The organism is Holdemania sp. 1001302B_160321_E10, assembly GCF_015552275.1.
Lineage (GTDB): Bacteria > Bacillota_I > Bacilli_A > Erysipelotrichales > Erysipelotrichaceae > Holdemania.
The window spans coordinates 1-23,993 of record NZ_JADNEM010000027.1 but is presented as its reverse complement, the minus strand read 5'-3'; the positions used below and the strand labels follow the sequence as shown (position 1 = coordinate 23,993).

The 23,993-nt window shown below is 52.7% G+C and carries 23 protein-coding genes; 20 read left to right on the top strand and 3 right to left on the bottom strand.

Translation table 11 applies throughout. The features are described from left to right. Positions 1-64: 64 nt before the first annotated feature. The 10 genes from I2D94_RS14290 (at position 65) to I2D94_RS18535 (ending at position 9,842) form a co-directional block, all read left to right on the top strand. Complete coding sequence (locus I2D94_RS14290; RefSeq protein ID WP_195397411.1) at positions 65-418, top strand: transporter; 354 nt, start codon at positions 65-67, stop codon at positions 416-418. 142 nt (positions 419-560) lie between these two features. Beyond that, positions 561-2,564 (top strand): DNA mismatch repair endonuclease MutL, encoded by a 2,004-nt coding sequence (mutL, locus tag I2D94_RS14285; RefSeq protein WP_195397395.1) that lies wholly within the window; start codon positions 561-563, stop codon positions 2,562-2,564. Beyond that, a complete protein-coding gene (gene miaA, locus I2D94_RS14280; protein WP_195397394.1) occupies positions 2,561-3,514 on the top strand; it encodes a tRNA (adenosine(37)-N6)-dimethylallyltransferase MiaA in 954 nt (317 codons plus the stop codon). The genes mutL and miaA overlap by 4 nt, the downstream gene beginning before the upstream one ends. Beyond that, a complete protein-coding gene (locus tag I2D94_RS14275) occupies positions 3,475-4,209 on the top strand; it encodes a ThiF family adenylyltransferase (protein WP_195397393.1) in 735 nt (244 codons plus the stop codon). The genes miaA and I2D94_RS14275 overlap by 40 nt, the downstream gene beginning before the upstream one ends. A gap of 425 nt (positions 4,210-4,634) precedes the next feature. After that, positions 4,635-6,083 (top strand): phage holin family protein, encoded by a 1,449-nt coding sequence (locus tag I2D94_RS14270; RefSeq protein WP_195397392.1) that lies wholly within the window; start codon positions 4,635-4,637, stop codon positions 6,081-6,083. 13 nt (positions 6,084-6,096) lie between these two features. Further along, positions 6,097-6,795: a Bax inhibitor-1 family protein gene (locus tag I2D94_RS14265; protein ID WP_072685361.1), complete on the top strand. Its 699-nt coding sequence runs from the start codon at positions 6,097-6,099 to the stop codon at positions 6,793-6,795. 240 nt (positions 6,796-7,035) lie between these two features. Then, positions 7,036-7,377 (top strand): hypothetical protein, encoded by a 342-nt coding sequence (locus tag I2D94_RS14260; RefSeq protein ID WP_195397391.1) that lies wholly within the window; start codon positions 7,036-7,038, stop codon positions 7,375-7,377. Positions 7,378-7,469: 92 nt separating this feature from the next. Further along, positions 7,470-8,708, top strand: a complete 1,239-nt coding sequence (locus tag I2D94_RS14255) for a D-alanyl-D-alanine carboxypeptidase family protein (RefSeq protein WP_195397390.1) — start codon at positions 7,470-7,472, stop codon at positions 8,706-8,708. Positions 8,709-8,810: 102 nt separating this feature from the next. After that, a complete protein-coding gene (locus tag I2D94_RS14250) occupies positions 8,811-9,626 on the top strand; it encodes an HAD-IIB family hydrolase (protein WP_195397389.1) in 816 nt (271 codons plus the stop codon). An 87-nt stretch (positions 9,627-9,713) separates the two neighbouring features. Beyond that, a complete protein-coding gene (locus tag I2D94_RS18535; RefSeq protein WP_255524748.1) occupies positions 9,714-9,842 on the top strand; it encodes a hypothetical protein in 129 nt (42 codons plus the stop codon). A gap of 174 nt (positions 9,843-10,016) precedes the next feature. Here I2D94_RS18535 and I2D94_RS14245 read toward each other — a convergent pair whose 3' ends face one another. After that, entirely contained in the window at positions 10,017-11,054 is a 1,038-nt protein-coding gene (locus tag I2D94_RS14245; RefSeq protein ID WP_072685366.1) for a CAP domain-containing protein, read from the bottom strand. A 544-nt stretch (positions 11,055-11,598) separates the two neighbouring features. Next, the gene (locus tag I2D94_RS14240; protein ID WP_072685367.1) at positions 11,599-12,861 is read right to left on the bottom strand and encodes a replication-associated recombination protein A; all 1,263 of its coding nucleotides are present in this window, start codon (positions 12,859-12,861) and stop codon (positions 11,599-11,601) included. Positions 12,862-13,143: 282 nt separating this feature from the next. Between I2D94_RS14240 and dtd the strand changes: the two genes are divergently transcribed. The 5 genes from dtd (at position 13,144) to I2D94_RS14215 (ending at position 18,493) form a co-directional block, all read left to right on the top strand. After that, entirely contained in the window at positions 13,144-13,593 is a 450-nt protein-coding gene (gene dtd / locus I2D94_RS14235; RefSeq protein ID WP_072685368.1) for a D-aminoacyl-tRNA deacylase, read from the top strand. An 85-nt stretch (positions 13,594-13,678) separates the two neighbouring features. Next, the gene (gene folD / locus I2D94_RS14230; RefSeq protein WP_072685369.1) at positions 13,679-14,533 is read left to right on the top strand and encodes a bifunctional methylenetetrahydrofolate dehydrogenase/methenyltetrahydrofolate cyclohydrolase FolD; all 855 of its coding nucleotides are present in this window, start codon (positions 13,679-13,681) and stop codon (positions 14,531-14,533) included. 3 nt (positions 14,534-14,536) lie between these two features. Further along, a complete protein-coding gene (locus tag I2D94_RS14225) occupies positions 14,537-14,740 on the top strand; it encodes a DUF951 domain-containing protein (RefSeq protein WP_072685370.1) in 204 nt (67 codons plus the stop codon). Positions 14,741-14,868: 128 nt separating this feature from the next. Beyond that, positions 14,869-15,969: a redox-regulated ATPase YchF gene (gene ychF / locus I2D94_RS14220; RefSeq protein WP_072685371.1), complete on the top strand. Its 1,101-nt coding sequence runs from the start codon at positions 14,869-14,871 to the stop codon at positions 15,967-15,969. A 241-nt stretch (positions 15,970-16,210) separates the two neighbouring features. Beyond that, entirely contained in the window at positions 16,211-18,493 is a 2,283-nt protein-coding gene (locus I2D94_RS14215) for an EAL domain-containing protein (RefSeq protein ID WP_072685372.1), read from the top strand. Between the two features lie 119 nt (positions 18,494-18,612). Here I2D94_RS14215 and I2D94_RS14210 read toward each other — a convergent pair whose 3' ends face one another. Further along, entirely contained in the window at positions 18,613-19,623 is a 1,011-nt protein-coding gene (locus tag I2D94_RS14210; RefSeq protein WP_195397388.1) for a helix-turn-helix domain-containing protein, read from the bottom strand. Positions 19,624-19,831: 208 nt separating this feature from the next. Here I2D94_RS14210 and I2D94_RS14205 point away from each other — a divergent pair, with 208 nt between their 5' ends. From I2D94_RS14205 to I2D94_RS14185, 5 genes are all read left to right on the top strand, one after another. Continuing rightward, a complete protein-coding gene (locus I2D94_RS14205; protein ID WP_006058515.1) occupies positions 19,832-20,155 on the top strand; it encodes a cyclic-di-AMP receptor in 324 nt (107 codons plus the stop codon). Positions 20,156-20,344: 189 nt separating this feature from the next. Then, positions 20,345-20,773, top strand: coding sequence for a flavodoxin domain-containing protein (locus tag I2D94_RS14200; RefSeq protein WP_195397387.1), 429 nt, complete (start codon positions 20,345-20,347; stop codon positions 20,771-20,773). Between the two features lie 73 nt (positions 20,774-20,846). Then, positions 20,847-22,028: a DNA glycosylase AlkZ-like family protein gene (locus I2D94_RS14195; protein ID WP_195397386.1), complete on the top strand. Its 1,182-nt coding sequence runs from the start codon at positions 20,847-20,849 to the stop codon at positions 22,026-22,028. Between the two features lie 91 nt (positions 22,029-22,119). Beyond that, positions 22,120-22,635: a GNAT family N-acetyltransferase gene (locus tag I2D94_RS14190; RefSeq protein WP_072685375.1), complete on the top strand. Its 516-nt coding sequence runs from the start codon at positions 22,120-22,122 to the stop codon at positions 22,633-22,635. After that, positions 22,632-23,876, top strand: coding sequence for a M28 family metallopeptidase (locus I2D94_RS14185; protein WP_072685376.1), 1,245 nt, complete (start codon positions 22,632-22,634; stop codon positions 23,874-23,876). The genes I2D94_RS14190 and I2D94_RS14185 overlap by 4 nt, the downstream gene beginning before the upstream one ends. Positions 23,877-23,993 lie beyond the last annotated feature (117 nt).

Sequence of the window (23,993 nt, the reverse complement as noted above, 5' to 3'; positions counted from 1 at the left end):
AAATCAGAAATAACGAAAGTAAAACCGAAAATAACGAAAGTAAAACCAGAAACGAGGAAAAGCGATGAAGATGTTTCGAATGCTTTGCCTGGCGTTAAGTCAGGGTTTAATTCTCGGCTTGATCGCCAGCGCAGTCCGGCAGACGCTGCGCCGCCGCAACCATCCGGATTTCACCTATACGCCTAAGCAGCTGGAACAAGGCCGCCGGCGCTGGAAGACCGGTTCGCGGATTCTGACCTATGTCACCTTTGCGATGCTGATCCTCGGCTTTATCTGGTGCCTGTATTTTCTGGTGCTGGCGCTGGCCGATCCGGCGCAGGCAGAGTATGCCAACAGTTTGTCGGAAATGATCGTCGGGCTGTTGACGATCATCTCGATCGGTTTCGCGTTTTACGAGTTTCTGCGGCATGGACAATAAAAGATGCGGCATGGACAATAAAAGATAAGGCAAACCGGCAGTTCGCCGGAGCACTTGAAAAAGATGACCGGTTCCCTGAATTTATCGCATCCTCGGGGAATCAATCGGAAACAGCTTCACAGAACAGGAGGGTGAATCCACGATGGCAAAAATACAGCAGCTGGACGCGCATTTAACCAACATGATCGCCGCCGGGGAGGTCGTCGAACGGCCGATGGGCGTTATCAAAGAACTGGTTGAAAACGCGCTGGACGCGCAAGCGACCCGGATTGAAGTCAACATCAACCAGGGCGGCACCGAGCTGATGGAAGTGATCGACAACGGCGTCGGGATGGATCGGGAAGACGCGTGTCTGTGCTTTGAACGGCATGCCACCAGTAAAATCAAGACGACGGAAGATCTGTGGGCGATTCACACGCTGGGTTTCCGCGGTGAAGCGCTGCCTTCGATCGCTTCTGTTTCCAATCTGACGCTTTTGACCAACAACGGCGAAGATTCCACGCGTGTGGAAATCCGCTATGGTCAGCGCCAGTCCGCGCGGCCTTACCCCTGCAATCAGGGAACGCAGATCACGGTCAGCGGCCTGTTTCAGAAAACACCGGCCCGGCTGAAGCATCTCAAGTCGATTCCGTATGAAACCTCGCTGATCCTCGACGTCATTCAGAAGTTTGCGCTGAGCTATCCGGACGTTGCGTTCCGGCTTGTCCACGACGGCAAGGAAGTGTTCCGCAGCGCCGGCAATGGCAGTCTGCTGGAAGTTATGGCGATCATCTATGGCCGCGATCTGGCCCGTCAGTGCATCGAGGTGGAAGGACAGGACTTCGATTACACGGTCCGCGGTTTAATGGCGCTGCCGGCGCAGACCCGCGCCAGCCGCAATTATATGACCGTCTTCATCAACCGCCGGATGATCCGCTCCTACCGGATTCAGAAAGCGATTCTGGAAGCCTATAAGAACTATATTCCGCAGGATCGCTATCCGATTGTTGTGCTGGATATCGAGATGGACAGCCATCTGTGCGATGTGAACGTCCATCCATCTAAATGGGAAATCCGGCTTTCCAAGGAGCAGCAGCTGGAATTTTTAATCCGCGATACGCTGACCCGCACCCTGCGCGAGCACATGCAGGCGCCGGAGGTGATGCGCGTGGAAACGCCGCGGGAGAAAGTGGAAATGCCGCAGCTGTTTGAAACGCCCGCGGCTGTTCCCGCCAACCAGGTGCGCGAGGATTCCGTCGAAGCTAACGAATGGCGCAGACAGGTGGCCCTGATGAGCAAACAGCGCGAACGGGAACAGATCGCCGCGTCGCTTTCCCGGGAAATAACGCAGAATCCGGAAGCTGCTGGAAAAGCGGAAGAATCCGCAGTCTTGCCAGCGGAGCCTGAAGCCCTGATTAAAAAAACAGAGGTGGAAAACCGGGAAGGTTCGCCGTTAACGACGCCGAAGCCAACCGCAAAGACCTCATCCGCGGACAGCCTTTCCGATCAGCTGCCAAAGCCGGAGCCGCTGGATCCCCGGGTTCAGTCGACAGAAGCTTCGGCCGAAGCGCTGCGCTCGGTTCCAAAACAAACCTTCCCGCAGATGCAGGTGCTGGCGCAGATGCATGGCAAATACATTCTCGCTCAGGACGAACACGCGCTTTATATTGTCGATCAGCATGCCGCGCAGGAACGTGTCCATTTTGAAGAAGTCCAGCAGCGCTTCCTGGATCAGGAACCTTTAATGCAGGAGCTGCTTGTGCCGATCATTTTGGAAGGCAGCGCGTCCGTGGCGGCCCGGCTGCAGGAAATGAACGAACTGCTGGAACCGATGCACATCCATCTGGAAAACTTCGGTCAGAACAGTTTGATCTGCCGTCAGCTGCCGGCCTGGATGAGTGAAATTGACGAACAGGCGTTCTTACAGGACGTGCTGGATTTGTGGAAAGACGGCCGCGAAGTCCGTGCCGAGGATCTGCAGCGGCATCGGCTGGCAACGATCGCGTGCCATCACTCGATCCGCTTCAACCGCGTATTGTCGTTAGGCGAAATGCAGGAGGTAATCGAACAGCTGGCGCGCTGCGAACAGCCGTATCATTGTCCGCACGGCCGGCCGACGTTCATCACCATCACGGAAAAGCAGCTGATCAAGGAGTTCCAGCGATGAAGAAAGTGCTGGTACTCGTCGGTCCGACCGCCGTCGGCAAGACGGCGTTTTCGATTGAACTGGCAAAGCGGTTTCATGGTGAGATTATCAGCGGCGATTCGATTCAGGTCTACCGCGGGCTGGATATCGGCTCGGGGAAGATTACCGAAGCGGAAAAACAGGGCGTACCGCATTACAATATCGACACGCGGAATCCGAAAGAAAAAACAAGCGTCGCGGATTTCCAGCGGGAAGCGCGCGCAGCGATTGAAGCGATCAGTGCCCGGGGCAAGCTGCCGATGATCGTCGGCGGCACGGGTTTGTATATCAAAGCGGCATTGTATGATTATCAGTTTCAACCTGAAGACCCGCGTGCGCAAAGCTTGAGCGAAGAACTGGAGCAACGCGATGAAGCCGAGCTGTATGCCTGGCTGAAACAGGTTGATCCGCCAACCGCAGATCAGATTCATCCCCACAATAAGCGCCGGATCGTCCGTGCACTGGTGATTCACGAGCTGGCGCAGACGACGAAAAGCGAGCTGGAAAGCCGGCAGGAACACAGAATGATTTATGACACGTTCATTTGCGGCCTGACTTGCCAACGGCAGGCGCTGATAGAGCGGATTGAAAAACGCGTCGACGGAATGATCGCCGCCGGGCTGATCGAGGAAATCCGCGGCTTATTGCGGCAGGGCGTCAGCTTTGACGATCAGTCGATGCAGGGCATCGGCTATAAGGAATGGCGCGGCTATTTTGAAGGCAGGGAAACGATTGATCAGGCGCGGGAACAGATTTTAACGCATACCCGGCAATTTTCGCGCCGTCAGATGACCTGGTTTACCCGGCAGACGCCGATCCGCTGGGCGGCGGTCGATCAGCCGGGCGAGAAAGAACAGGCAGTGGAGGAAATTGCCAACTGGCTGAAGGAGGAATGTGCGTGGAAACACCGCTGCAAAGACTGGAATTGTTAGTCGGTCCGGCCGCGATCGGACGGCTGAAGCAGGCGTGCGTGCTGATCGTCGGCATCGGCGGGGTCGGCGGGTATGCCGCGGAGGCGCTGGGCCGCAGCGGGATCGGAAAATTGATTCTGGTCGACGCGGACACGGTCGCCCCCAGCAATCTCAACCGTCAGATCATCGCCACGCTGGATACTTTGAACCAATCGAAAACCGAAGTCATGGCCGCGCGCATCCGCAGCTTTGCCCCGGAATGCGAAGTCCAGGCGGTGAACGCGTTTTTCAACGAGCAGAGCGAGAGCCTGTTCGATCAGAAGATCGACTACGTGATCGACGCGATCGACACGCTGTCAAGCAAGCTGGCGTTAATTGAAATGGCGCAGCGTCATTCTGTGCCGTGCATCAGCTCGCTGGGGATGGCAAATCGGTTTGATCCGACCCAGCTGACCGTCACGACGTTGGATAAAACCTGCAATGATCCGCTCGCCCGGGCCCTTCGCCAGATGGTGCGCAAGCAGGGCTTCACTGCGAAGATCCCGGTTGTCTGGTCCAGGGAGCTGCCGCGCACGCAGAATCAGCTGGTCAACGCCGAAGGACAAACCTTGAAGCAGAAATATCCGCCGGCCAGTACGATCTTTGTGCCGGCCGCCGCCGGGCTGACCTGCGCTTCGGTGGTGTTTCAGGCACTGATCAATTCCATCGAAGAATAGGCGGAAAGAACGAAAGCTTTCAGCGGTTCCGGTTGAAGGAAGAGCCGCATTCTTCTCGGGATTTCCCATGAGTTTGCCAGATTGAGCTTTTCAGCCTGCGAAAGTAAAGCTGATAAGGATAATGAAAATTCAAAGGAAACGGTGGAAATAGTAAAAACAAGAAGGCTTGTCTGTGATTTTGCCTGAACTGATCGGGCAAAAGGCGGCAAGTCTTTTTCTTCTTACTCATTCGGCAAAGAAACATTCTTCACTCTTCGTCAGGGATAAATAAGCCAAAAAGAAGGTTGTTTTCAAGAAATTGAACGTCGGAAGGATTAAAAACTGAACAAAGGATTAAAATTTACGAAAGAAGGATGAAATTACTGAAATAAGTGTACTCATCGCTGTCAGTTTTCGATATAATACCACCGTTGAGGGGGTATTTTATGAAGCAAATCAAGAAACTGGCCCGCCGGGGCATGGCGCAGACGCTTGCCTTGCTGGCAGCCATCTTTTTCGGCGTTACCGCCGTCTTCGGGCTGATCATGCTTGGCGAAGGCGTCGAGCAGGCGCTGATGATGGTTGTGGCGATGGTGCTGATGTTCGGAATAATCATGTTGATCTTCGTACTGATCGGCAGCGTTCCGTATCTGCGGATCGGCAAAATGGTTAAGCGCCAATGCGAGGATTTGGGAATCGAATTGAACGAAGAGGAAGAATTTGAGTTCGTGACCAAAGAGATTTCGATGAGTAAGAACTGGATTGTCAGCGGTCTGTACGGTTCCAATTTCGCGCTGCACCGCCGCAGTATCGACCATGTCGAGGAAACGAGCTACTATCAGAAAGGCCGCAGCTATCCGATGATTCTGTTGTTTGTCGGACCGAAGAAAAAGTATAAGATTATCTGCAGCCGCAAGGGCGATTTCGAGCGGGTTACGGATGCGCTGGATCAGTGGTTCCCGCCGTTGGAGACGCCGGAAAATACAGCCGGAGAGTTTGCCGATAAGACACCGGTCAATCCGGCTGTGGAAGATCGTCAGGCTCGCCGGGACCGGATTCTGCGGCAGGAGCAGGGCCAAAGCGGTAAGAAAACCATTGCGGCGATCCTGGGCGTTGTTGGAATGGTCGTCGTGTTCTCTGTAATCTATAACCTGCTGCCAGCGCGCACATCCGCGCCGAAAACAACGCCGAATATCGTGAGCCAGCCGCAGAAACCAAAGACGAAAGACCGTCAGGTTGACGCGTATATCGCAACGGTCAAAGACGATCAGTTTCAGCAGATTGCCAAAGGGTTGATCGTCGAGACAGACGGCGATGAGGATTCGATTGAACCGTTGATTGTATCCAGTGAAAACAATCAGACGAGGTTCGCCATTTACAACGGAACACCGTATTTCTTCTACGGTCAGATGGTGGTCTACGATGAAAACAACAAAGAATTAGGCACTCTTGAAATTCCGCTGGCGAAGCCTTATGAATACTGTTTCCTGAACGACTATGTCGAAGGGGCTGCCAGCAGCTACGATTATTCTGTCGCAGAATACTACTCGTTAAGCTATGCCGCAACGGAAGCTCGTTATCAATTCACGCTCAATGGCGACGAGGAGAGCAGCTGGAGCGATATTCTGTTAGCGTCGGAAGATGTAAGCGAGGACAACGTGGAGGAAATCTGCATGGCGGAATATTATTCCAACGTTCTTTCGCAGATCTCGTCTGAGGAATTGATGTTTTATGATGAAAATGAGCTGAGCTATGTCAATGAGGATGAAAATCAGGGACTGGACCGAGCTTCGGCGAAGTATCGCGCAGTATTGGATATTGATCGCGGCGTCATTGAGTGGTATTCTATTAACAACGGATCGGAGACGGCGTTGTCTTCGATTTCTATGAAATAAAGGAGGATATATTATGGATCGTCAGGAAGTTGTTTCGTCCTTAGGAGGCGTCAGCCTTTCGCAGCATCTCACCCATACGTTTTTATGGATGACTGCCGGTTTGGCCGTCACGGCGATTGTTGCTTTTCTTACTCTGTTCAGCGGGCTGTGGATTACGATTTATTCGTTCTCGTTGGCGCCGTTGGTGTTGTTGGTCGCACAGCTGGGCGTGGTTATTTTTCTGACCGGCAAGCTGGCTAAAATGCAGCCGTCGACGGCGAAGCTGTTGTTTCTTGCGTATTCGGCGCTGACCGGTATTACGTTCTCAATTCTGCCGCTGGCCTATGGCTTCGGCACGATGTTTATCGCTTTTGGGTTCACCGCGCTGATGTTTGGAAGCATGGCCGTCATCGGCATGACCACAAAGAAAGATTTAAGCGGTCTGGGCCCGATTCTGATGGCCGGACTGATCACGATGATCGTCATCACGATCGTCGGCTGGTTCATCAATCTGGACGCCATTTCGATGGTGATGAATTATATCATGATCGGAATTTTCCTGGGCTTGACCGCCTACGACATGCAGAAGATGAGAGCGATGTATTATGCCTGCGAATCGGAACCGGAAATGCTGGATAAGATTTCCATCTATTCCGCACTGGATCTGTATCTCGACTTCATCAATATTTTCCTGTATGTTCTGCGGATTTTAGGCCGCAGCCAGAAAAACTGACAGCCAGGCTGATTTGGAAAGCTGACTCCTGCGAAGAGGTCAGCTTTTTTTGCATGGCTTGGACTCCTTTTTCAGCTGAATACTGTTCGAAGTCCGAATGACGTTTGGAAAATGGCAGGGGGATCAAGTTTAAGCCATAAATGACTACCCTTTTCGCTCTCTTTCTGCAATAATAGAGATAAGGAAAGACACGTTTGAATGGGTATGTTGAAAATCGCGTCGTAAAAAAGGGAGGATAAGATGAAAAACATAAGCCGGACAGTCAGCCGCTTCTTTGTCGAAGTCATGGACGACTGGAAAATGGACTCACAATCGGCCGTTCTGACGATTACGGACAATGAACTTCGAATTGAGGGTGAACAAATTCTTTGTTTGCCCCGGGCGCAAATCCGCAAGGTGCAGCCGTTTTTGAACGCCAGCCGCTTGGAGGCGGATCCGATATCCGGGAAAGCTCTGGAGGCGGAACCTGATCTGGCGCTGACCGTAGCCAGTCCGTCTGGAATTGACCGGCTGTTATTGATCCGGGTGCTTAAAAACGAAGGAACACGAACAGAAAGTTTATTTGAACAGCTTCGCCAATAACCGCCGCCGCGGTTATTTTCGTCTCGCCAGGCCGGCGGTTATGGTGTAAAATAAAGAAGTCTATGCGAAACAGAACAAAAGGTGGGATGAGCGTGAGAAAATGGATAAGAGCACTGGCGGCCTGGGCGCTGGTCATCGGCATGATCCCGGCGATACCGGTCAAAGCCGAAGAAGAACTGAATCTGGATGGCGAATCGGCGGTTTTGATCGACGCCGACAGCGGCGCGGTGCTGTATGAGAAAAACGCTGACGATCGCCATTATCCTGCCAGTATTACAAAAATTATGACGGTTTATCTTGCCTTAAGTCAGGGGCATCCCGATCAGATCCTGACAGCGACGGATACGGCGATTGACAACATCGACCGCAAATCCAGTCATATCTGGCTGGATTATGGCGAAGAATTATCGTTAAAAGACGCCTGTTACGCGGCGATCATGGCCAGTGCAAATGACGCGAGCAACGTTCTGGCCGAAGCGATCGGCGGATCTCAGAGCGAATTTGCGGAGATGATGAACGAGGCAGCTGCGGCGGCCGGGGCGAAGAACACCCATTTTGCCAACGCGCATGGTCTGCCGGATGAGGACCATTATACCACCGCCTACGACATGGCGATGATTACCCGGATGGCGATTCAGAACGCGGATTTCGCGGAGATCTTCGGCACGGTGAAATATGAAATGCAGCCGACGAACAAGCAGAAGGACGTCCGTTACTTCGCTTCCGGCAACGATATGCTGAAAAAAGGCGAGTTTTTCTATGAATATGCCACCGGCGGCAAGATCGGCTGGACGGAAGATGCCGGCTACACGATCGTGACCACCGCCTCCAAAGACGGCGTGAATCTGATCGCGGTCGTTCTGAAGAATTCCAATAAGAACGCCCGCTATACCGATACCCGGACATTGTTCGACTATGGCTTTGCCAACTACAAGCAGATCACCATTCCCGCCTCTTCCTTTGAAGAAAAGACGGTGGAGATCAAAAAGCGCGGGCAGCTGTGGGCCACGGCAAAGTTTACAATGAGCTATGATTTCAAGATTCTCGCGCAGGCTGACGACGATGAAAGTCAGTATACCGCCAGCGTAATCGTCGAGAATGAAAAGGATCCGGACACGGTTCAGGCTTACGCAATCCTGAATAAAAACGGCGTGGAAATTGCCCGGCAGGCGATGGAGAAGGAACTGGCAGTCAATGATATCAGCTTTAAGGCGACGACCTGGCCGATCATCCGAAAAGGGCTGGATCTGTTCAGCGTCGGCGTGTTCGCCGTGTTCATGGGATTGTTTTTCATCGCAGCTCTGGGGCGGATAAGCCGCCGGCGTTTGTGAGTAAGGGAAAGAGGAAAACCTCTTTTTCTTTTTGGCAAATTCAGGTACAATGAAAAGCAAAGAGAATGAAAAGGAACAGAAAAAAGGTAGAGGGGACAGAAAATGCTCAAATTGTTGGTTACCGATCTGGATGGAACATTGCTGAAAATTGGAAACGAGCTGTCAGCCGGGATCAGTGATGAAAACCGGGAAGCTCTGACGGCGTTTGTCAACGAAGGCGGGCATGTGGCGATCGCCAGCTCGCGGGGAGCGGACGCTCAGACCCTGATCAGCGGTTTACTGGGGGTTCCGGTCGCTGCGATCGGAATGAACGGGTTTATCATTTTAAATGAAGACGGAGAAAAAATTAACGAGCACTGGATGGAGTTTGACGACTTTGCGGAACTGGCAGAATTCATTCAGAAACATCGGATCAACGGTTCCCTGATCACCCGCGGGGATGATGGCGGTTCCTATGGTTTTGGCAGCGAAGCGACTTATCCCCAGCGGTTAACGCCGGACAGTCCGGTTATCCGGCAGAACTGGCGGCTGGAATTTGCGGATTTTGCCTCGCGCTCGGGCCGCTGTTCAAAGATCAGCTTGTTTGTGGAACCCGCCCAGCACAGCGAAGCGTCGCGGCTCTTGCACGCCGCCTTTGACGGTCGGTTTGAGATTGCGGCTTCGGATGTGGATATGTTGGACGTGAGTCCGGTCGGGATCAACAAGGGCAGCGGTATTCTGGAACTGGCGTGGGCGGCAGGAATTCACAAAGACGAGATTGCGGTGGTCGGGGATAATGAAAACGATTTGTCGATGTTCAAGGTCATTCCGTTAAGCTATTGCATCGACCATGCGGCCCCGGCTATTCAGGCGCAGGCTTCCTGCAGTGTCGCAACGGTGGCGCAGGCGTTGGCACTGGCGCGGAAAGCGGCGGAGTAAACGGTTATCCATCGGAAAGAGAGAGCACAGGCATAAGTAAAAAAATCTGGACATCCAGATTTTTTTTCAGGAGAGATGACCAATGAAATGGATCAAAATCGGGCGATCCTTTCCCAGCATCGGCAGCTGAGTCCTGCCCGATTTCAGACATGGCAGAAGATCGCGCATGCTGCAGAGGAGCTGACTTATCGTCTGCAAGCTTTCCTGATGGAATAGCTTCTCGATCTCCTGCGGCGTCGTACAGGTGCGGTTTTTTACATGCGGACTGCCGTTCAAATCAAAAACCTTCCTTCCGATCACGTCCCTTGTCTGCTTTTATTACAGCGTGTTCCTCGAGGAAAAAGAAAAAAGGATGATCTTCATCAAGAAGAACATCCCTTTCCGGGTTTGTTATTGATAGGCGATCGCTGCCCACATCTTACCGGAGTAGCCGATTGCGATCTTTGTCGAGCTGCTGCTCAGGATGATCGCCCGATGGCCTGAAGAATTCATCCACCAGTTGAATTTATCCTGCACAGTGCTGCCGGCGTAGGTCAGAATCTCCAGCGGATGACTGTAAGAAACGCCGTATTCATCAAACGCCGTTTTATAATGGGAACCATCCGGACGTTTGTGGGAAACATAACCTGCCGCTTCCGAAGCGCGGACGCCAATCGCCGCCTGCGCGTTTTCATCGCCCAGCGACAACGGATCCAAACCGGCATCGGCGCGGGCATTGTTGATCAGGTTCAACATGGATGTAATCGCGTCGCCAGCGACCACGCCGCTGGATTTCGGCTTCGGTTTTTCCTTGACCTGGACGCCCAGCGTGGCAAAACCCACGTTGCCGGAAGCGTCAGCGATCGAGAAATAAACTTCATATTCGCCGCTTTGAGAAGCGTCGACATAATTCTCTACCCACAGCTGCTGGATGTCTAACGGTTCCAGACTGTTGTCGGAAACAGATTCCACCCAATCCAGCGGATTCCATTCCTCTTCGTATTCCAAACGGATGTGCGGATACTTTAATTCAATGACCGGAGCGGTTGTATCCTGAATGTCCAGGGTCACTTCGCGCGACAAGGTTGTCTGCAGCAGACTGTTCTGCGCAGCGCTGTTGTTCAGCGTCAAATGAACCATGACATCCTGTTGTCCAATTTTGCTCAAGTCTAACTGATCGATTTTAATTTCGGCATTCGTCAGATCAGCGGCCGGGGCCATCAATGTCGTTTCTTCGGCCGGGACACTGACAGCGGCTTCCTGAAATAACGCTGTTTTAATTTTATCAGCGGCATTCAGGTCGTTAATTTCCAGACGGATCGTTGGCTTGACGTCTGCTTCGGATTCACCCTCGGCTCGGATCGGAGAAGTGATCGCCGCAGTGGTAAAGCATGTAAGCAAGGTAACGATCGTTAATGAACTGGAAAGAGCTTTATGTTTTTGAGTCATAATTTCCTCCTTCGGTTCACGACCATGATTATTGTATAATGAAATAATTTCGATGGCAAATTGAATAAGGAAATTTTCACAGAATTCACATGAAAATCCCACATTTGAAGGCCTTTTTGTTAAAAATGGGAGAAAATTCCTTCGTTTTTCTTTCCCGGAAATTCATAAAAATTTAAGAATTCCGTAGACACTTCTTCAAAAATGACTAGCAAAACCGACTCATTCTGAGTGAATCCGCAGACAAAATGACGTTTTTGTCAGATTTCCAATGCGGGCGATCGGTCAAGATTCTTCTTGAAAAAAGGTAAAAATATCAGATTTTTTAACCTTCAATTTTTGTGATGGCACCGCTTGCATTTTCGGGGTGAAAGGGCGGTGCGGGCAGCCTGAAAATTCAGCTGAAAACCAAGCTTGAGATGCGATAAGCATAACCGAAGCGGGTGGAAATTTTGAGACGGTGCATAACCGAAAATGAAAAAGTCCGGATCGTTGCGAAGACGTCCAGACCTGTTAAAACGTGAGCGAAGCGGAAATTCGCAGCGGGTTATTTTCCCCGCTTCAATTCTGCCAGATTTTTGGAGCGAACATAGCGTTTTAATGATTCATAGTTGGCCGCCAGCTGTTTTTCATAGGCCGAGGTGGCCTGCGGTTGGTAAAACCGTTTGGTTCGGATCGCGTCGGGCAGATATTGAATCTTGTGCCACAAATCGGGACGATCATAAGGATACTTGTCTTCTTCCTTCATGCCGACCGGGGTGAAACGCAGATAGGCCGGCACCGGCGGATCGCTGGCTTCCGCTTCCGCCATCGCGGCCTGGATCGCCAGTTCGCCTGACTTGGATTTTGGGGACAGCGCCAAGTCGATCACCGCAACGCCCAAGGGAATCATGCCTTCCGGGAAACCCACGCGCTTGGCGGCGTCGATCGCCGAGATCGTGCGGGCCACTGCGGCCGGATTGCCCAGCCCGATATCCTCATAGGCGATGACCAGCAGCCGCCGCTCGATCGAGTCCATATCACCCGCCTGAATCAGCCGCGCCAGATAATATAAGGAAGCGTCCACATCGCTGCCGCGGATCGCTTTCTGAAATGCGCTGACGGCGTCGTAATGTCCGTCGCCGTCCTTGTCGATGCCCTGTACCGGCCGCTGGACATATTGCCGCACCAGTTCCGGGCTGATCACCGGTTCATCGCTGGCGATCGCGCACAGCTCGAGGACGTTCAAGGCATAGCGGATGTCTCCGCCGCAATAGCTGGCGATCAGTTCGGCTGCTCTCGGATCCAGTCTGACTTGTCCGTTTAAGCCCTTTTCACTGGCTGCCGCACGGTTGAGCGCCGCGATGATATCGTCGGTTTCCAACGGCTTGATCGCGAACAAATGACAGCGGGAACGGATTGCCGGATTGATCGCCATCGTCGGATTGGAGGTCGTCGCGCCAATCAGGATAATCCGCCCGTTTTCCACATGCGGCAGAAGCAGATCCTGCTTGTCCTTATTTAAGCGGTGAACTTCGTCGATGATTAAGACGAGTCCGTCGTAAAATTTAGCTTCCTCAAAAATGGTGTCGAGTTCTTTTTTATTGCCGGTGACGGCGTTGAACAGCCGGTAAGGCAGATGCAGCTCGTTGGCCAGCACTGAGGCCAGCGTCGTTTTGCCCGTCCCCGGCGGCCCGTAAAAGATCATCGAAAACAACCGGCCCTGTTCAATACAGCGCCGGATCACCTGCCCGGGTCCGATGAGATGCTGCTGACCGATCACCTCGTCCAAAGTTTCCGGCCGCATTCGAAAGGCTAAAGGTTGTTTCATGCGATCAACTCCTTCGTCTTATTTTACCATCTGAAAACAAAATAGGAAACGTTTCTTCTTTCCGGCAGCCGAAGTGCTTGGGCAGGTCCGGAAGAATCGTGCTTTTCAGGAGTTTGCGCAGAGAAATTAGGAAAACAGAAACGAGAGTGAGAACTGATTCTGTTTGATAACGACCGCTTTGCATCCTCTCTGTGCTTGCGGTGCAACGGTTTTCCGTTATAATTAAAGAGAAGAAAGACAGAAAACTAAAAATGAGAAAGGTTTCTTATCAGGGAGGAAGTCATGAGAGTAGTTTTGCAGCGGGTGAGTGAAGCGTCCGTCACGATCGACGGGCAGCTTGTTAATGAAATTCAGCAGGGATATCTTTTGTTAGTTGGAATCGTCGACGGCGACACTGCGGAAACCGTTGAGAAAATGGCTGCGAAAGTACATGATCTGCGCATTTTTGAAGATGAAAATGGTAAAATGAATTTATCCATTGAGCAAATCGGCGGACAGGTGCTGTCGATTTCCCAGTTCACACTGTACGCCAACTGTAAGAAAGGCCGGCGTCCAAGCTTCGATCAGGCAGCTCGGCCGGAGATCGCCAGTCCGTTGTACGACGCGTTCAACGACGCGCTGCGAAAGACAGGCCTGGTCGTCAAGCCGGGCATTTTCGGAGCCGAGATGAAAGTCCGGCTGCTCAACGATGGGCCGGTGACGTTAATTCTGGACAGCCGCGAATTATTTTAAGCGCGGGCGGTCTTAAAGCCGCTTGAAACAAAAGCGGGCAAAGAAAGCAGGAAACAGACGGAAAGTCTGATCAAGGAGGAAGACGATGGCACAGGTGATTTATGGCTCTGAAGTATCAAAAGACATCCGCGCAGAACTGAGCGAACAAATCGGGGCGCTGCGGGCTGCCGGACGGCGGATGCCGAAGCTGGCAGTGATTCTGGTTGGGGATAACCCGGCTTCGCTTTCGTATGTCACCGGCAAGGAAAAAGCCTGCACGCAGGTTGGAATGGAATCGGAGCTGATCAAGCTGCCGGCTTCGACTTCTCAGGCTGAACTGATGGCGGTGGTCCGGCGTTTGAACGAGGATCCGGCGGTCGACGGCATCTTATGCCAGCTGCCGCTGCCTCAGGGATTGGACAGCGCGCAGGTGATTCGCGAAATCCGGCCGGACAAAGATGTCGACGGCTTTCATCCGATCAATGTCGGCAAGCTGCATTTAAAAGAAGACGGCTTTGTGCCGTGCACGCCGCTGGGTTGTATGGAGCTGCTTCATCGGATGGGAATTAATCCGGAAGGCAAGCGCGCGGTCGTGCTGGGCCGAAGCAATCTGGTCGGCGCGCCGGTTGCGCGGCTGTTGTTAAATGAGAACGCGACCGTCACGATCTGCCATTCCAAAACGGAAAATCTTGCGCAGGTGTGCGCGGAAGCCGATATCCTGATCGCCGCGGTCGGCCGGGCCAAAATGGTCACGGCGGACTACGTGAAGGAAGGCGCGGCGGTGATCGACGTGGGCATCAACCGCAACGCTGAAGGCAAACTGGTCGGCGACGTGGACTTTGCGTCAGTCGAGCCGAAGGCCGGATTCATCACGCCGGTTCCCAAGGGCGTCGGGCCGATGACGATCACGATGCTGCTGAAAAATACACTGAAGGCTTATCGTCACCATGAAGGGGAATAACCAATGATTACGGATTACGATTTAAACGACATTGTGGAGATGAAGAAGGAACATCCCTGCCACAAATCAAAATACTGGAAGATCATCCGCATGGGCGCCGACATCAAGATCAAATGTCTGGGCTGCGGTGCGGCGATCATGTTTCCCCGTTCGGAATTTGAGCGGAAATGTAAAAAACTGATTGAGAAAGCGGACAAGGCGGAGTAAAATCCGTCTTTTCTGCCGCTGACCGTCCGCTGCATCTTGAGAATCAGACTGAAAAAAGGTAAACTAATAAAGGATTTCCGCGGCCAGCTTTGCTTGAGAAGCCGCGTGAGTGAAAGGATGAAAAACTTATGTCATTAACCGCAGGTATCGTCGGACTGCCCAATGTTGGCAAGTCGACCCTGTTTAACGCCATCACCCAGAGTCAGGTCGAGGCGGCGAACTATCCGTTCGCAACGATTCAGCCCAACGTCGGCGTCGTCGAAGTGCCGGATGAGCGCATCGACAACATCGCGGCGCTGTTCAACCCGAAGAAAATTATCCGCACGACTTTCGAATTTACGGACATTGCCGGTCTGGTCAAGGGCGCGTCCAAAGGCGAAGGTCTGGGCAACCAGTTTTTGAGCCACATTCGTCAGGTCGACGCTGTGTGCCATGTCGTGCGCTGCTTTGACAACCCGGATATCACGCATGTCGAAGGCTCCGTTGATCCGATCCGCGACATTGAGATCATCAATCTGGAGCTGGCGCTGGCCGACTTGCAGACAGTGGAAAACCGGATCACCAAGGTTGAACGCAAAGCCCAGGCGAAAGATAAGGAAGCCGCTGCAGAATACGCGGTGTTAAGCAAGCTGGTCGAAGCGCTGCGCGAAGGCAAAGCGGCCCGCAGCGTTGAATTAGGCAAGGAAGAAGCGCTGATTGCCAAAAGCTATCAGCTGTTGACCGCCAAGCCGATGATCTACGTCGCCAACATGTCGGAAGACGACATCGCCGATCCGGAAAACAACGCTTACTACAAGCTGGTCAAGGCGTATGCCGAAGCGGAGAACAACGACGTCATCGCGATCTGCGCGCAGATCGAGGAAGAACTGTCGTCATTGGAAAAAGAAGAGAAGCTGGCATTTCTGGAAGAGCTGGGAATTCCTGAATCCGGTCTGGACCGCGTGATCAAGTCTGCGTATCATCTGTTAGGGCTGAAGACTTACTTCACCGCCGGCGAACCGGAAGTCCGCGCCTGGACCTTCCGCGAGGGCATGACGGCGCCGGAATGTGCCGGGATTATCCACACCGATTTCCAGCGCGGCTTTATCCGCGCGGAAACGTACAGCTATGACGATTTGATGACGTATAAGAGTGAAACCGCCTTAAAAGAGGCGGGCAAGCTGCGGCTGGAAGGCAAGGATTACATCGTGCAGGATGGCGACGTCATGCATTTCCGCTTCAACGTTTAAGCTGAATATCCTCATTGATTGTTAATGCAGAGTAACATCCCGGCTTCATCGCGGGATGTTTTTGCGTGGAAACTGCGTTTGCCAACCGACTTCCCATTTTGTTTGGAAAGAAATGAAATCAGTTTGGGAAAATCAGGAACTTTGTTCAATTCCGTGCGCTTTTGAGGACTTCCCTACGGGTTATTCCTTGTCATGGAACAACGGTCTATGGTAAAATTAAAACAACAGGTTGGTAAAAAAAATGAATCCACAAACAGCCCAGAAAAAAACCAAAATTGCAATCATAGGGATTTGCCTGTGCTTTTTATCGGGCAGTCTGGGGTATGTTCAGTATATGCGCACGCAGAGCGAAAACGACAGCGTTCAATATCTGGACAATGCCGCCGCCCAGCTGCAGAACACGATGATCAAACAGATTGACGGTGATTTTCAAACGCTGGAAGCGCTGGCGATCGTGCTGGGGGAAACGGGAATCAACGACGCGGAGCGGATGATTGCCATTCTGGAAACGATCAACAATCAGAATCAGTTCGTCCGGATGGGCTATGCCGATTTAAGCGGCAATGCGGATCTGGTCGATATCCGCAGCAATCATCATTTGAAAAAACAAGTAGGCCGGGAACCTTTTTTTCAGCAGACGGTGAGGGAAGGCCGCAGTCTCTCCAACCCGCAGCTGGATGAAAAACAGGAATGGATGGGCAGCTATGGAATGTTGATTAAAAACAACGACGGCGAACCGACCGGTGTTTTAATCGCGGAGAATCTGATGGATGTTTACAGCTCTATTCTGGATGCGCCGCTGCTTAACGGCGAGGGATACAGCCTGCTTGTGGATGAAACCGGCGCTGTATTGATGCGCCCGCATCATGAGCCGCAGGCCAGGAAGCAGACATTGGCGGAGTTGGGACAATTCACGGATAAAACGCGGGATACGCTGCGGAACTGGCTGACTGAGGGACACGCCGGAAGCCTGCGCTACCGCTCTTTTACCGGACAGCCGGCGATTGCGCAGCTGGTGCCGCTGGGCGTAAATCGCTGGTATCTGTTCTGTGCGGTGCCGACGGCGGCGCTGCATAAAAATTATGACAAAACCTCGCTGGGAATGACGCTTGTCATCACGCTGGCTGCTATGATTTTTTTACTCTTGATGGAATGGCAGAACCGCAGTATGCAAGCAAATCAGAAAGCGCTGGAAACCCTGGCGTATCAGGATCCGTTAACGCAGGAAGGCAATTTTGCCTCGTTTCAGAAAGACGTTCCGGCGCTGCTCAAAAGCGGCTGTACCGTATGGTACTGCGATATCAAAAAGTTCAAATATTTCAACGATCTGTTCGGCTATGAACAGGGCGATGCACTGCTGCGTGATTTTTCCGCCGTCGTGAAAGCGTCGCTGGAGAAGGACGAGCTGTTCTGCCGGGTGTCCGGCGATAATTTTGCCGGGCTGCTGCAGACTCTGGACCCCCAGCGGCTGGCCGCCTGGTTTAACCAGCTGTTAGTGCAGCTCGATCAACAGCTTAACGAACATTCTGCGCTTGTTCATCTGGAACTGTGCATGGGCTTTTTCCCTGTCTGCGAAGACGATCTAACGCTGTCGGTGAACGAGATGGTCAACCGGGCCAACATTGCCCATCGTTCAGTAAAAGATCAGCCGGGCAATCAATTCGCTTTCTTCACCCCGCAGCTGCGCGCTCAGACGCTGCGGGAATCCGAGCTGGAAGCTCAGGCAAAAAAAGCCCTGGCACGCGGGGAATTCGAACTGTACGTCCAAGGCAAGGTCAATATTCAGCAGGACTGCCGGATCGTCGGCGGGGAATGTCTGGCACGCTGGATTCATCCGGAGAAAGGGTTGATTCCGCCCGATCAGTTCATTCCGCTGTTTGAGCACAACGGCATGATTACCCAGCTTGACCGGCTGATGTTTGAAAAAGCCTGTGCCTGGCTGCACGCCTATCTCAAAGAAGGACGCCCGCCGATCAACCTGGCGGTCAATGTATCGCGGCTGGATCTGTTTCAGGATGATTTCCTTGACTGGTATACGGCGGTCAAGCAGCGCTATGCAATTCCCGACGGTTTACTGGAACTGGAATTTACGGAAAGCGTGATGTTAAAAGACGATCAGATCTTCCTGCACGTCGTCGAGGAATTACGCCGGCGGGGATTTATCTGTTCGCTGGATGATTTTGGCAGCGGCTATTCCTCGCTGAATATTTTGAAAAATCTGCCGATTCAGGTGCTGAAGCTTGATATTCTGTTTTTCCGCCAATCTGTGGATATCGGCCGCGAACGGATCATCATCCGCAATATTCTGACGATGGCGCATGAGCTGCAGATGAAAACGATTGCGGAAGGGGTGGAAACGGCGGAACAGGTGGAGTTCCTGAAGGCTGCCGGCTGCGATATCGTCCAGGGCTATGTGTATTTCAAACCGATGCCGCTGGCGAGCTTCGATCAGGTGCTGCGGGAGGAACTGGATCACCCACAGAACTGCCAAACACGCGAAGCGGCGGTCGGATCACGGCGCTAACGTAAAAACATAACGCAAAAACCCACTCGCAAGGTGGGTTTTATCGTAACTTTGGATTACAGGAAACTTCTGCGATAAAGCCGCAGGGACAACCTCATGGTTTGTCCTTGATTCTTAATTCATTCCGGATTAAGCAGCATTTCGTTGGAGCTTAACAGCTGCTGCCGATAGACGGAGGGCGAACATCCGGTATATTTGCGGAAGCTGGCTGAAAAATAATCAGCGTTCGCAAAGCCCAGCTGCTGCGCGATCATCTTGATCGGAACATCCGGATTGCTTAAGTATTCCCGCGCTAAATGCAGACGATATTCCAGAATGAAATTCTGCGGCGATTGCGAGGTATGTTCCTTAAACAGTTTGTACAAATAGATCTCGCTGATATTCAGGCTGTCCGCGACTTCTTTTACCGTCAGATGATCGCCGATGTGCTGATAGACATAACTGACGGCCCGGCTGATCAGATAATGAGTGGAACTGATCGGAATCGGCCGCAGAGTCAAAACGGCTTTTCCCTGTTGGGCCATACGCACCATTTTGATCAGCAGCGAACAGAACAGGTTCTGAACGATCAGACAGGAACCCATTTCAGCATCGGCGGCTTCGTCAAAGATCCGTTCCAGCAAGTAGCGGAGGATCTGGCGATCGTTGTCGCGGACCTGATAGAAGGGGAACCATTCCAACAAGCGCGTCATGAATTCGCTGCGCATCGCCAGATTGCTGACGTCAAAGTTAATGAAGTAGGTTTCCACTTCTTCCTTCGGATTGGCCTGCGTTAAAATCCCGCGCGGAGGAATGATCACGGCGTGGCCGGCATGGACGGGAAGCGCCTGATCGTCAATCAAAAGCAGAGCTTTGCCGCGGACAACGTAATTGACGCGGAACAAATGGACGTAGGACTGCGGATTTTCCTCAGCCTGCGCTAAAATGCGACCGGCACAAAATGCTTTCAGGCGGTAATGGTAAAGCCGCTCGCTCAGCGGATCGGATTGAATCATATATTGAAAAAGTTCGTTGGACATGCCGATCACTTCCTTGAAATCAGTATACCAGAATTTTATTGAAAGATTATAAAAATGATCGAAACGGCAGGACAGGGCTTTTCTGCCGTCATGAAAAGCTGTTTGTTTCATGGATTCTTATCTCTATTGTGTTCTGCCGCAGCGCATATTGTTTTTTTTAACGCTTCATGAATTGGATTAAAACAGAAGGAAAAGCGGGATTGCGGCTTAGCGGGCCGGCTCTGAAAGAAGGATAAAGATTCTATGAAAATCATTGAAAAGGGATTTCAAGGCGGGCAAAATATGATAAAATAGAGATATATAAAAGGAGGCCTTGATTATGAAACTGATCTTAGCCATTGTCTCGAATGATGATAGTTCCAGTGTTTCTTCTGCTTTAACCAAAGCCAATTTCCAGGTGACCCGGCTGGCGACGACCGGCGGATTCCTGCGGGCAGGCAATACAACGATGATCGTCGGTACAGATGACGATAAAGTGGATCAGGCGATTGAAATTATCGGCAATGAAAGTAAGCGCAGAACAGAAATCGTTCCGTCAACCGCTTCTTACGATATTGGCCGTTATGCTTCGTTCCCGGTTGAAGTCCAGGTCGGAGGGGCCACAATCTTCGTGCTGGATGTTGAGAAATTCCTGAAACTGTAATCCTGAATCAAAGAACGGAGGCAACAAGCTTCCGTTTTTTCATTTGGTTGATTCAAAAGGCAGGCATTGAAAAAGAAGGCTTGGGAATGCAGTAAAATCCGGAAGATCAGGAGTGGGGAAAAGTTCTCGGGAAACTCTGTTTAAAACAGAAGAAAACGATCCATCCTGAAAGCAGGAGGACGGATCAAAATGAAAAAATGTATGGTGATGTACTCGTCATCGACCGGCAATACAGAACAGATGGCTCAGGCGATTGCGGAACAGGCGCGAAAAGAAGGCGCGGAGGTGGTTCTGTGTCCGGCCTCGGCGTTGCCTGCTGCGGAGCTGCCGACGATCACACATTGGGCGCTGGGCTGTTCGGCCCATGGCGTCGAGGAGCTGGATGGCGACGAGTTTCTGCCGGCACTGGCCCAGATTGAACCGTATTTACGGGGCAAACCGGTGTTGTTGTTCGGCTCTTACGGCTGGGGTGCGGGTGCGTACATGAAACCTTGGGAAGAACGGACAAGGCTGACGGGCGGCGAGCTGTGCGGCGAGGGTTTTGTGTTTGAGGGCGCACCGGCGGAAGCGACATTGGAAGAAGGAAAGCAACGGGCGAAGATCCTGCTGGCGCAGTGAATCTTCGCTTTTCTTATGGTGTCAGCCCGCTGCATTTTGTGATACACTGAAAGCATGAACGGAGGGATCAGCCATGCGCGCGATGACGAAGGAACAAGCCTTGCGCCATCAGCGGCACGCTCATCATTTAGATGAGAAACTGCCGCGGGCACAAAGACTTGAAGCGGTTTCGGCCTGCGGAATCGTCAACAGTCCGCCCGGCAGCTGGGAACTGGCGATGGCGGTGCGGGTTGCGGAACTTGAGCGCAGCGATCTGCGGCAGGATTTGATCGAAACGAAATGTCTGATGCAGACGTGGAGTCTGCGCGGTGCGCCGACGATATTTCCGCTTGCGGAAGCGGGAACGTTTTTAAGCGCGCTGGCGGCGCAGTCGGAGGAAGTGCCGATCTACGCGCAGCCGCTGTCCTATACCGCGCAGGCGTTAGGCGCTGACCGCAATGTCTTGCTGGAAGCGCTGCGCCGGGCCTGCGCGGTGCTGGAGCACAACCGGATCGTAAGCAAAGCCCGGCTTGATCATGTTTTAGCCGAAGCCATGAAGCCGTATTTGCCGGATCCCATCCGTGAACGGGCGGATGCACCGTCGCTGGTAGCGGAAAAACAGACGCTGCTGGAAGCGGCCGTGTCGTATTTGCTTCGACAATGTGCTTTGGAAGGCCGCGTGATGATGGGAGAACGTCAGGGGAATCAGCCGTCGTTTACCAGTCCTGCCGCCGAGCTTGGACAAGCATTGGATTTACAGGCGCAGCCTTCGCGGATTGTGGAAAAGTTTCTGCATTGTTATGGCCCGGCGACGGTGCAGGATTTTGCCCGCTGGAGCGGATGTGGCCTGCCTCAGGCAAAACGACTGTGGGCTTTAACTGAAGAGGAGCGGGCGGAAATCGAAGTGGAAGGGCAGCGTGGATGGATGCTGGAAGCGGATCTTGATCTGTTGGTAAGTCTGCCGCCGGAGGAATCCAAGATTCAGCTGCTCGGTCCGCACGATCCGTTTCTGGATCTGCCTCAGCGCAGCTGGATTCTGCCGGACAAAGCGGCGCAGAAGAAAGTCTGGCGGACAGTCGGCAGTCCCGGCGTCCTTCTCAAAGATACGCGGATTGTCGGATTCTGGAATGCGCGCGTTCAACGGGAGAAGGCAGCGGTGCAGGTTACATTGTGGGAATCCCTGAACGAAGCGGAGCATTCCTGCATTCACAGGGAAATGGCCCGGCTGCAGGAGTTTCTCGGCCGGACGCTGGAAACCTGCCGGTTTCTGGAATAAGCCAGACATGCCGGGGAATGGCTGGCTGATACAGCCCGGTTTCCCGGCTCGAAAACAAAGCATATCCAATAGGAGAAAAGGGGGAATCACGATGAGATTCAGGGTGACGAAAGAAGAAGATCTGCCGGCGGTCATGACGATTCTGCATCAAGCTCAGGCATATTTTAAAGCCCACGGAATTGATCAGTGGCAGGATGGCTATCCTGACGAAGCGACTCTGCGCCGGGATATTCAAAACGGAACCGCCTATGTCGCCGAGCTTGACGGCGCGGTAGCTGCCTGCGCGACGATCGCTTTTGCGCCGGACGAAAATTACACGACGATGGTCAGCGGCCAATGGCTGACCGAGAGGCCGTATGCCGTAATCCACCGGATCGCGGTTGACGATAAGCTCAAAGGTCAGGGGATTGCCGGCTGGATTCTGGAACAGGCGGAACAGATGTGCCGGCAGCGTGGGGTAGAGAGTTTGAAAATCGACACGCATCAGGACAATACTTCGATGCGGCGGCTGTTGGAAAAACACCATTATCAATATTGCGGCGTCATTCAGCTGCATCGCGATCTGAGTCTGAGGGTCGCTTATGAAAAGAGGTTAGATGAGAAATGAGCACAACGCAATGGGAATTACTTCAAAAGATCGGCTTTGTAAGAGTCAGCGGCACGGCAGAGGAAAAACGGGCGGCGGAGATTCTGCGGGATGAAATTGAGGAACGCGGGGAAAAAGCCCGGCTGGAAATGTTTGAGGTTCCCGGCTGGAAGATCGAACAAGTCCGCTGCGCTACCGAAAAGAACAGCTATCCGGTCACAGCCTATGGCAACTGCGGGGAAACCGACGAAAGCGGCCTGACCGCGCCGTTCTATTATATGGAAATCCCCGGGCCTGTCAGTCTCCAGCAGGCCAGCGGGAAGATCGTGCTGGTCAACGGTTATCTGAACTATAAGCTGTATCAGGCGTTGATTGAAAGCGGCGCGGTGGGGTTTATCACTTATAACGGTGAAGCCCGCGATGAGGAGGAAGCCACGGATATCGCCCATCGCGAGCTGCGGGAAAAGCTGGCACAGCTGGGGAAACTGCCGGGCGTGAACATGTCGATACACGACGCGATGCGGCTGGTTCAGGAAAACCCGAAAATGGTCACGCTGGTCGTGCGTCAGAAATCTGCACCGGCAGTTTCGCAGAATGTCATTGCGGAGATTCAGGGCTTAACCCGGCCAGAGGATGTGATCGTGCTGACGGCGCATTATGATTCAGTCGAATACAGCACCGGCGTCTACGACAACGGGGCGGGCAGCGTGATCCTGATGGCGCTGCTTCAGCACTACCACGACCATCATCCCAACCGCACGCTGCGCTTTATCTGGTGCGGCAGCGAGGAACGCGGGCTGTTAGGCTCGCATGCTTATGTCGACACCCATGAGGAAGATTTAAAAGCGATCCGCTTCAATCTGAACGTCGACGTGGCCGGTGCAATTCTGGGTCATGACAGCGCCTGGTGCTTAGGCCCGCAGTCGTTGGAAGCGATGGTGCAAACCTATGCCGCCCAGACCGGGATTCAGCTGGAAGTCAAAAGCGACGTGTATTCCAGCGACGAAGTGCCGTTTTCCGATCAGGGCATTCCGTCGGTCAGCTTTATGCGTTTTGGCGAAAAGGGAGCCAATTATATCCACAACCGTCACGACGTCCTGCGTTATCTCAGCGCTGAAAGTCTGGAAAAAACGACGGAGCTGGTGCTGAATTTTCTGGATCAGCTCGATCAAAGCGCCGTCTTCCCGATTGAACGGACGATCCCGGAGGATCAGAAAAAGAAGATCGACGCGTATCTGAACAAGAAATCGGAAAAGCAATAACAGGATCTGAAAGCGGCTGCCGCAAAGCGCCGCTTTTTCATACGAAGTGGATACCACGTGCTATGCGCGTGGTGCCAGAGCTTAAAGTGTTAAAAAAACAAATACCCTCCGATATAA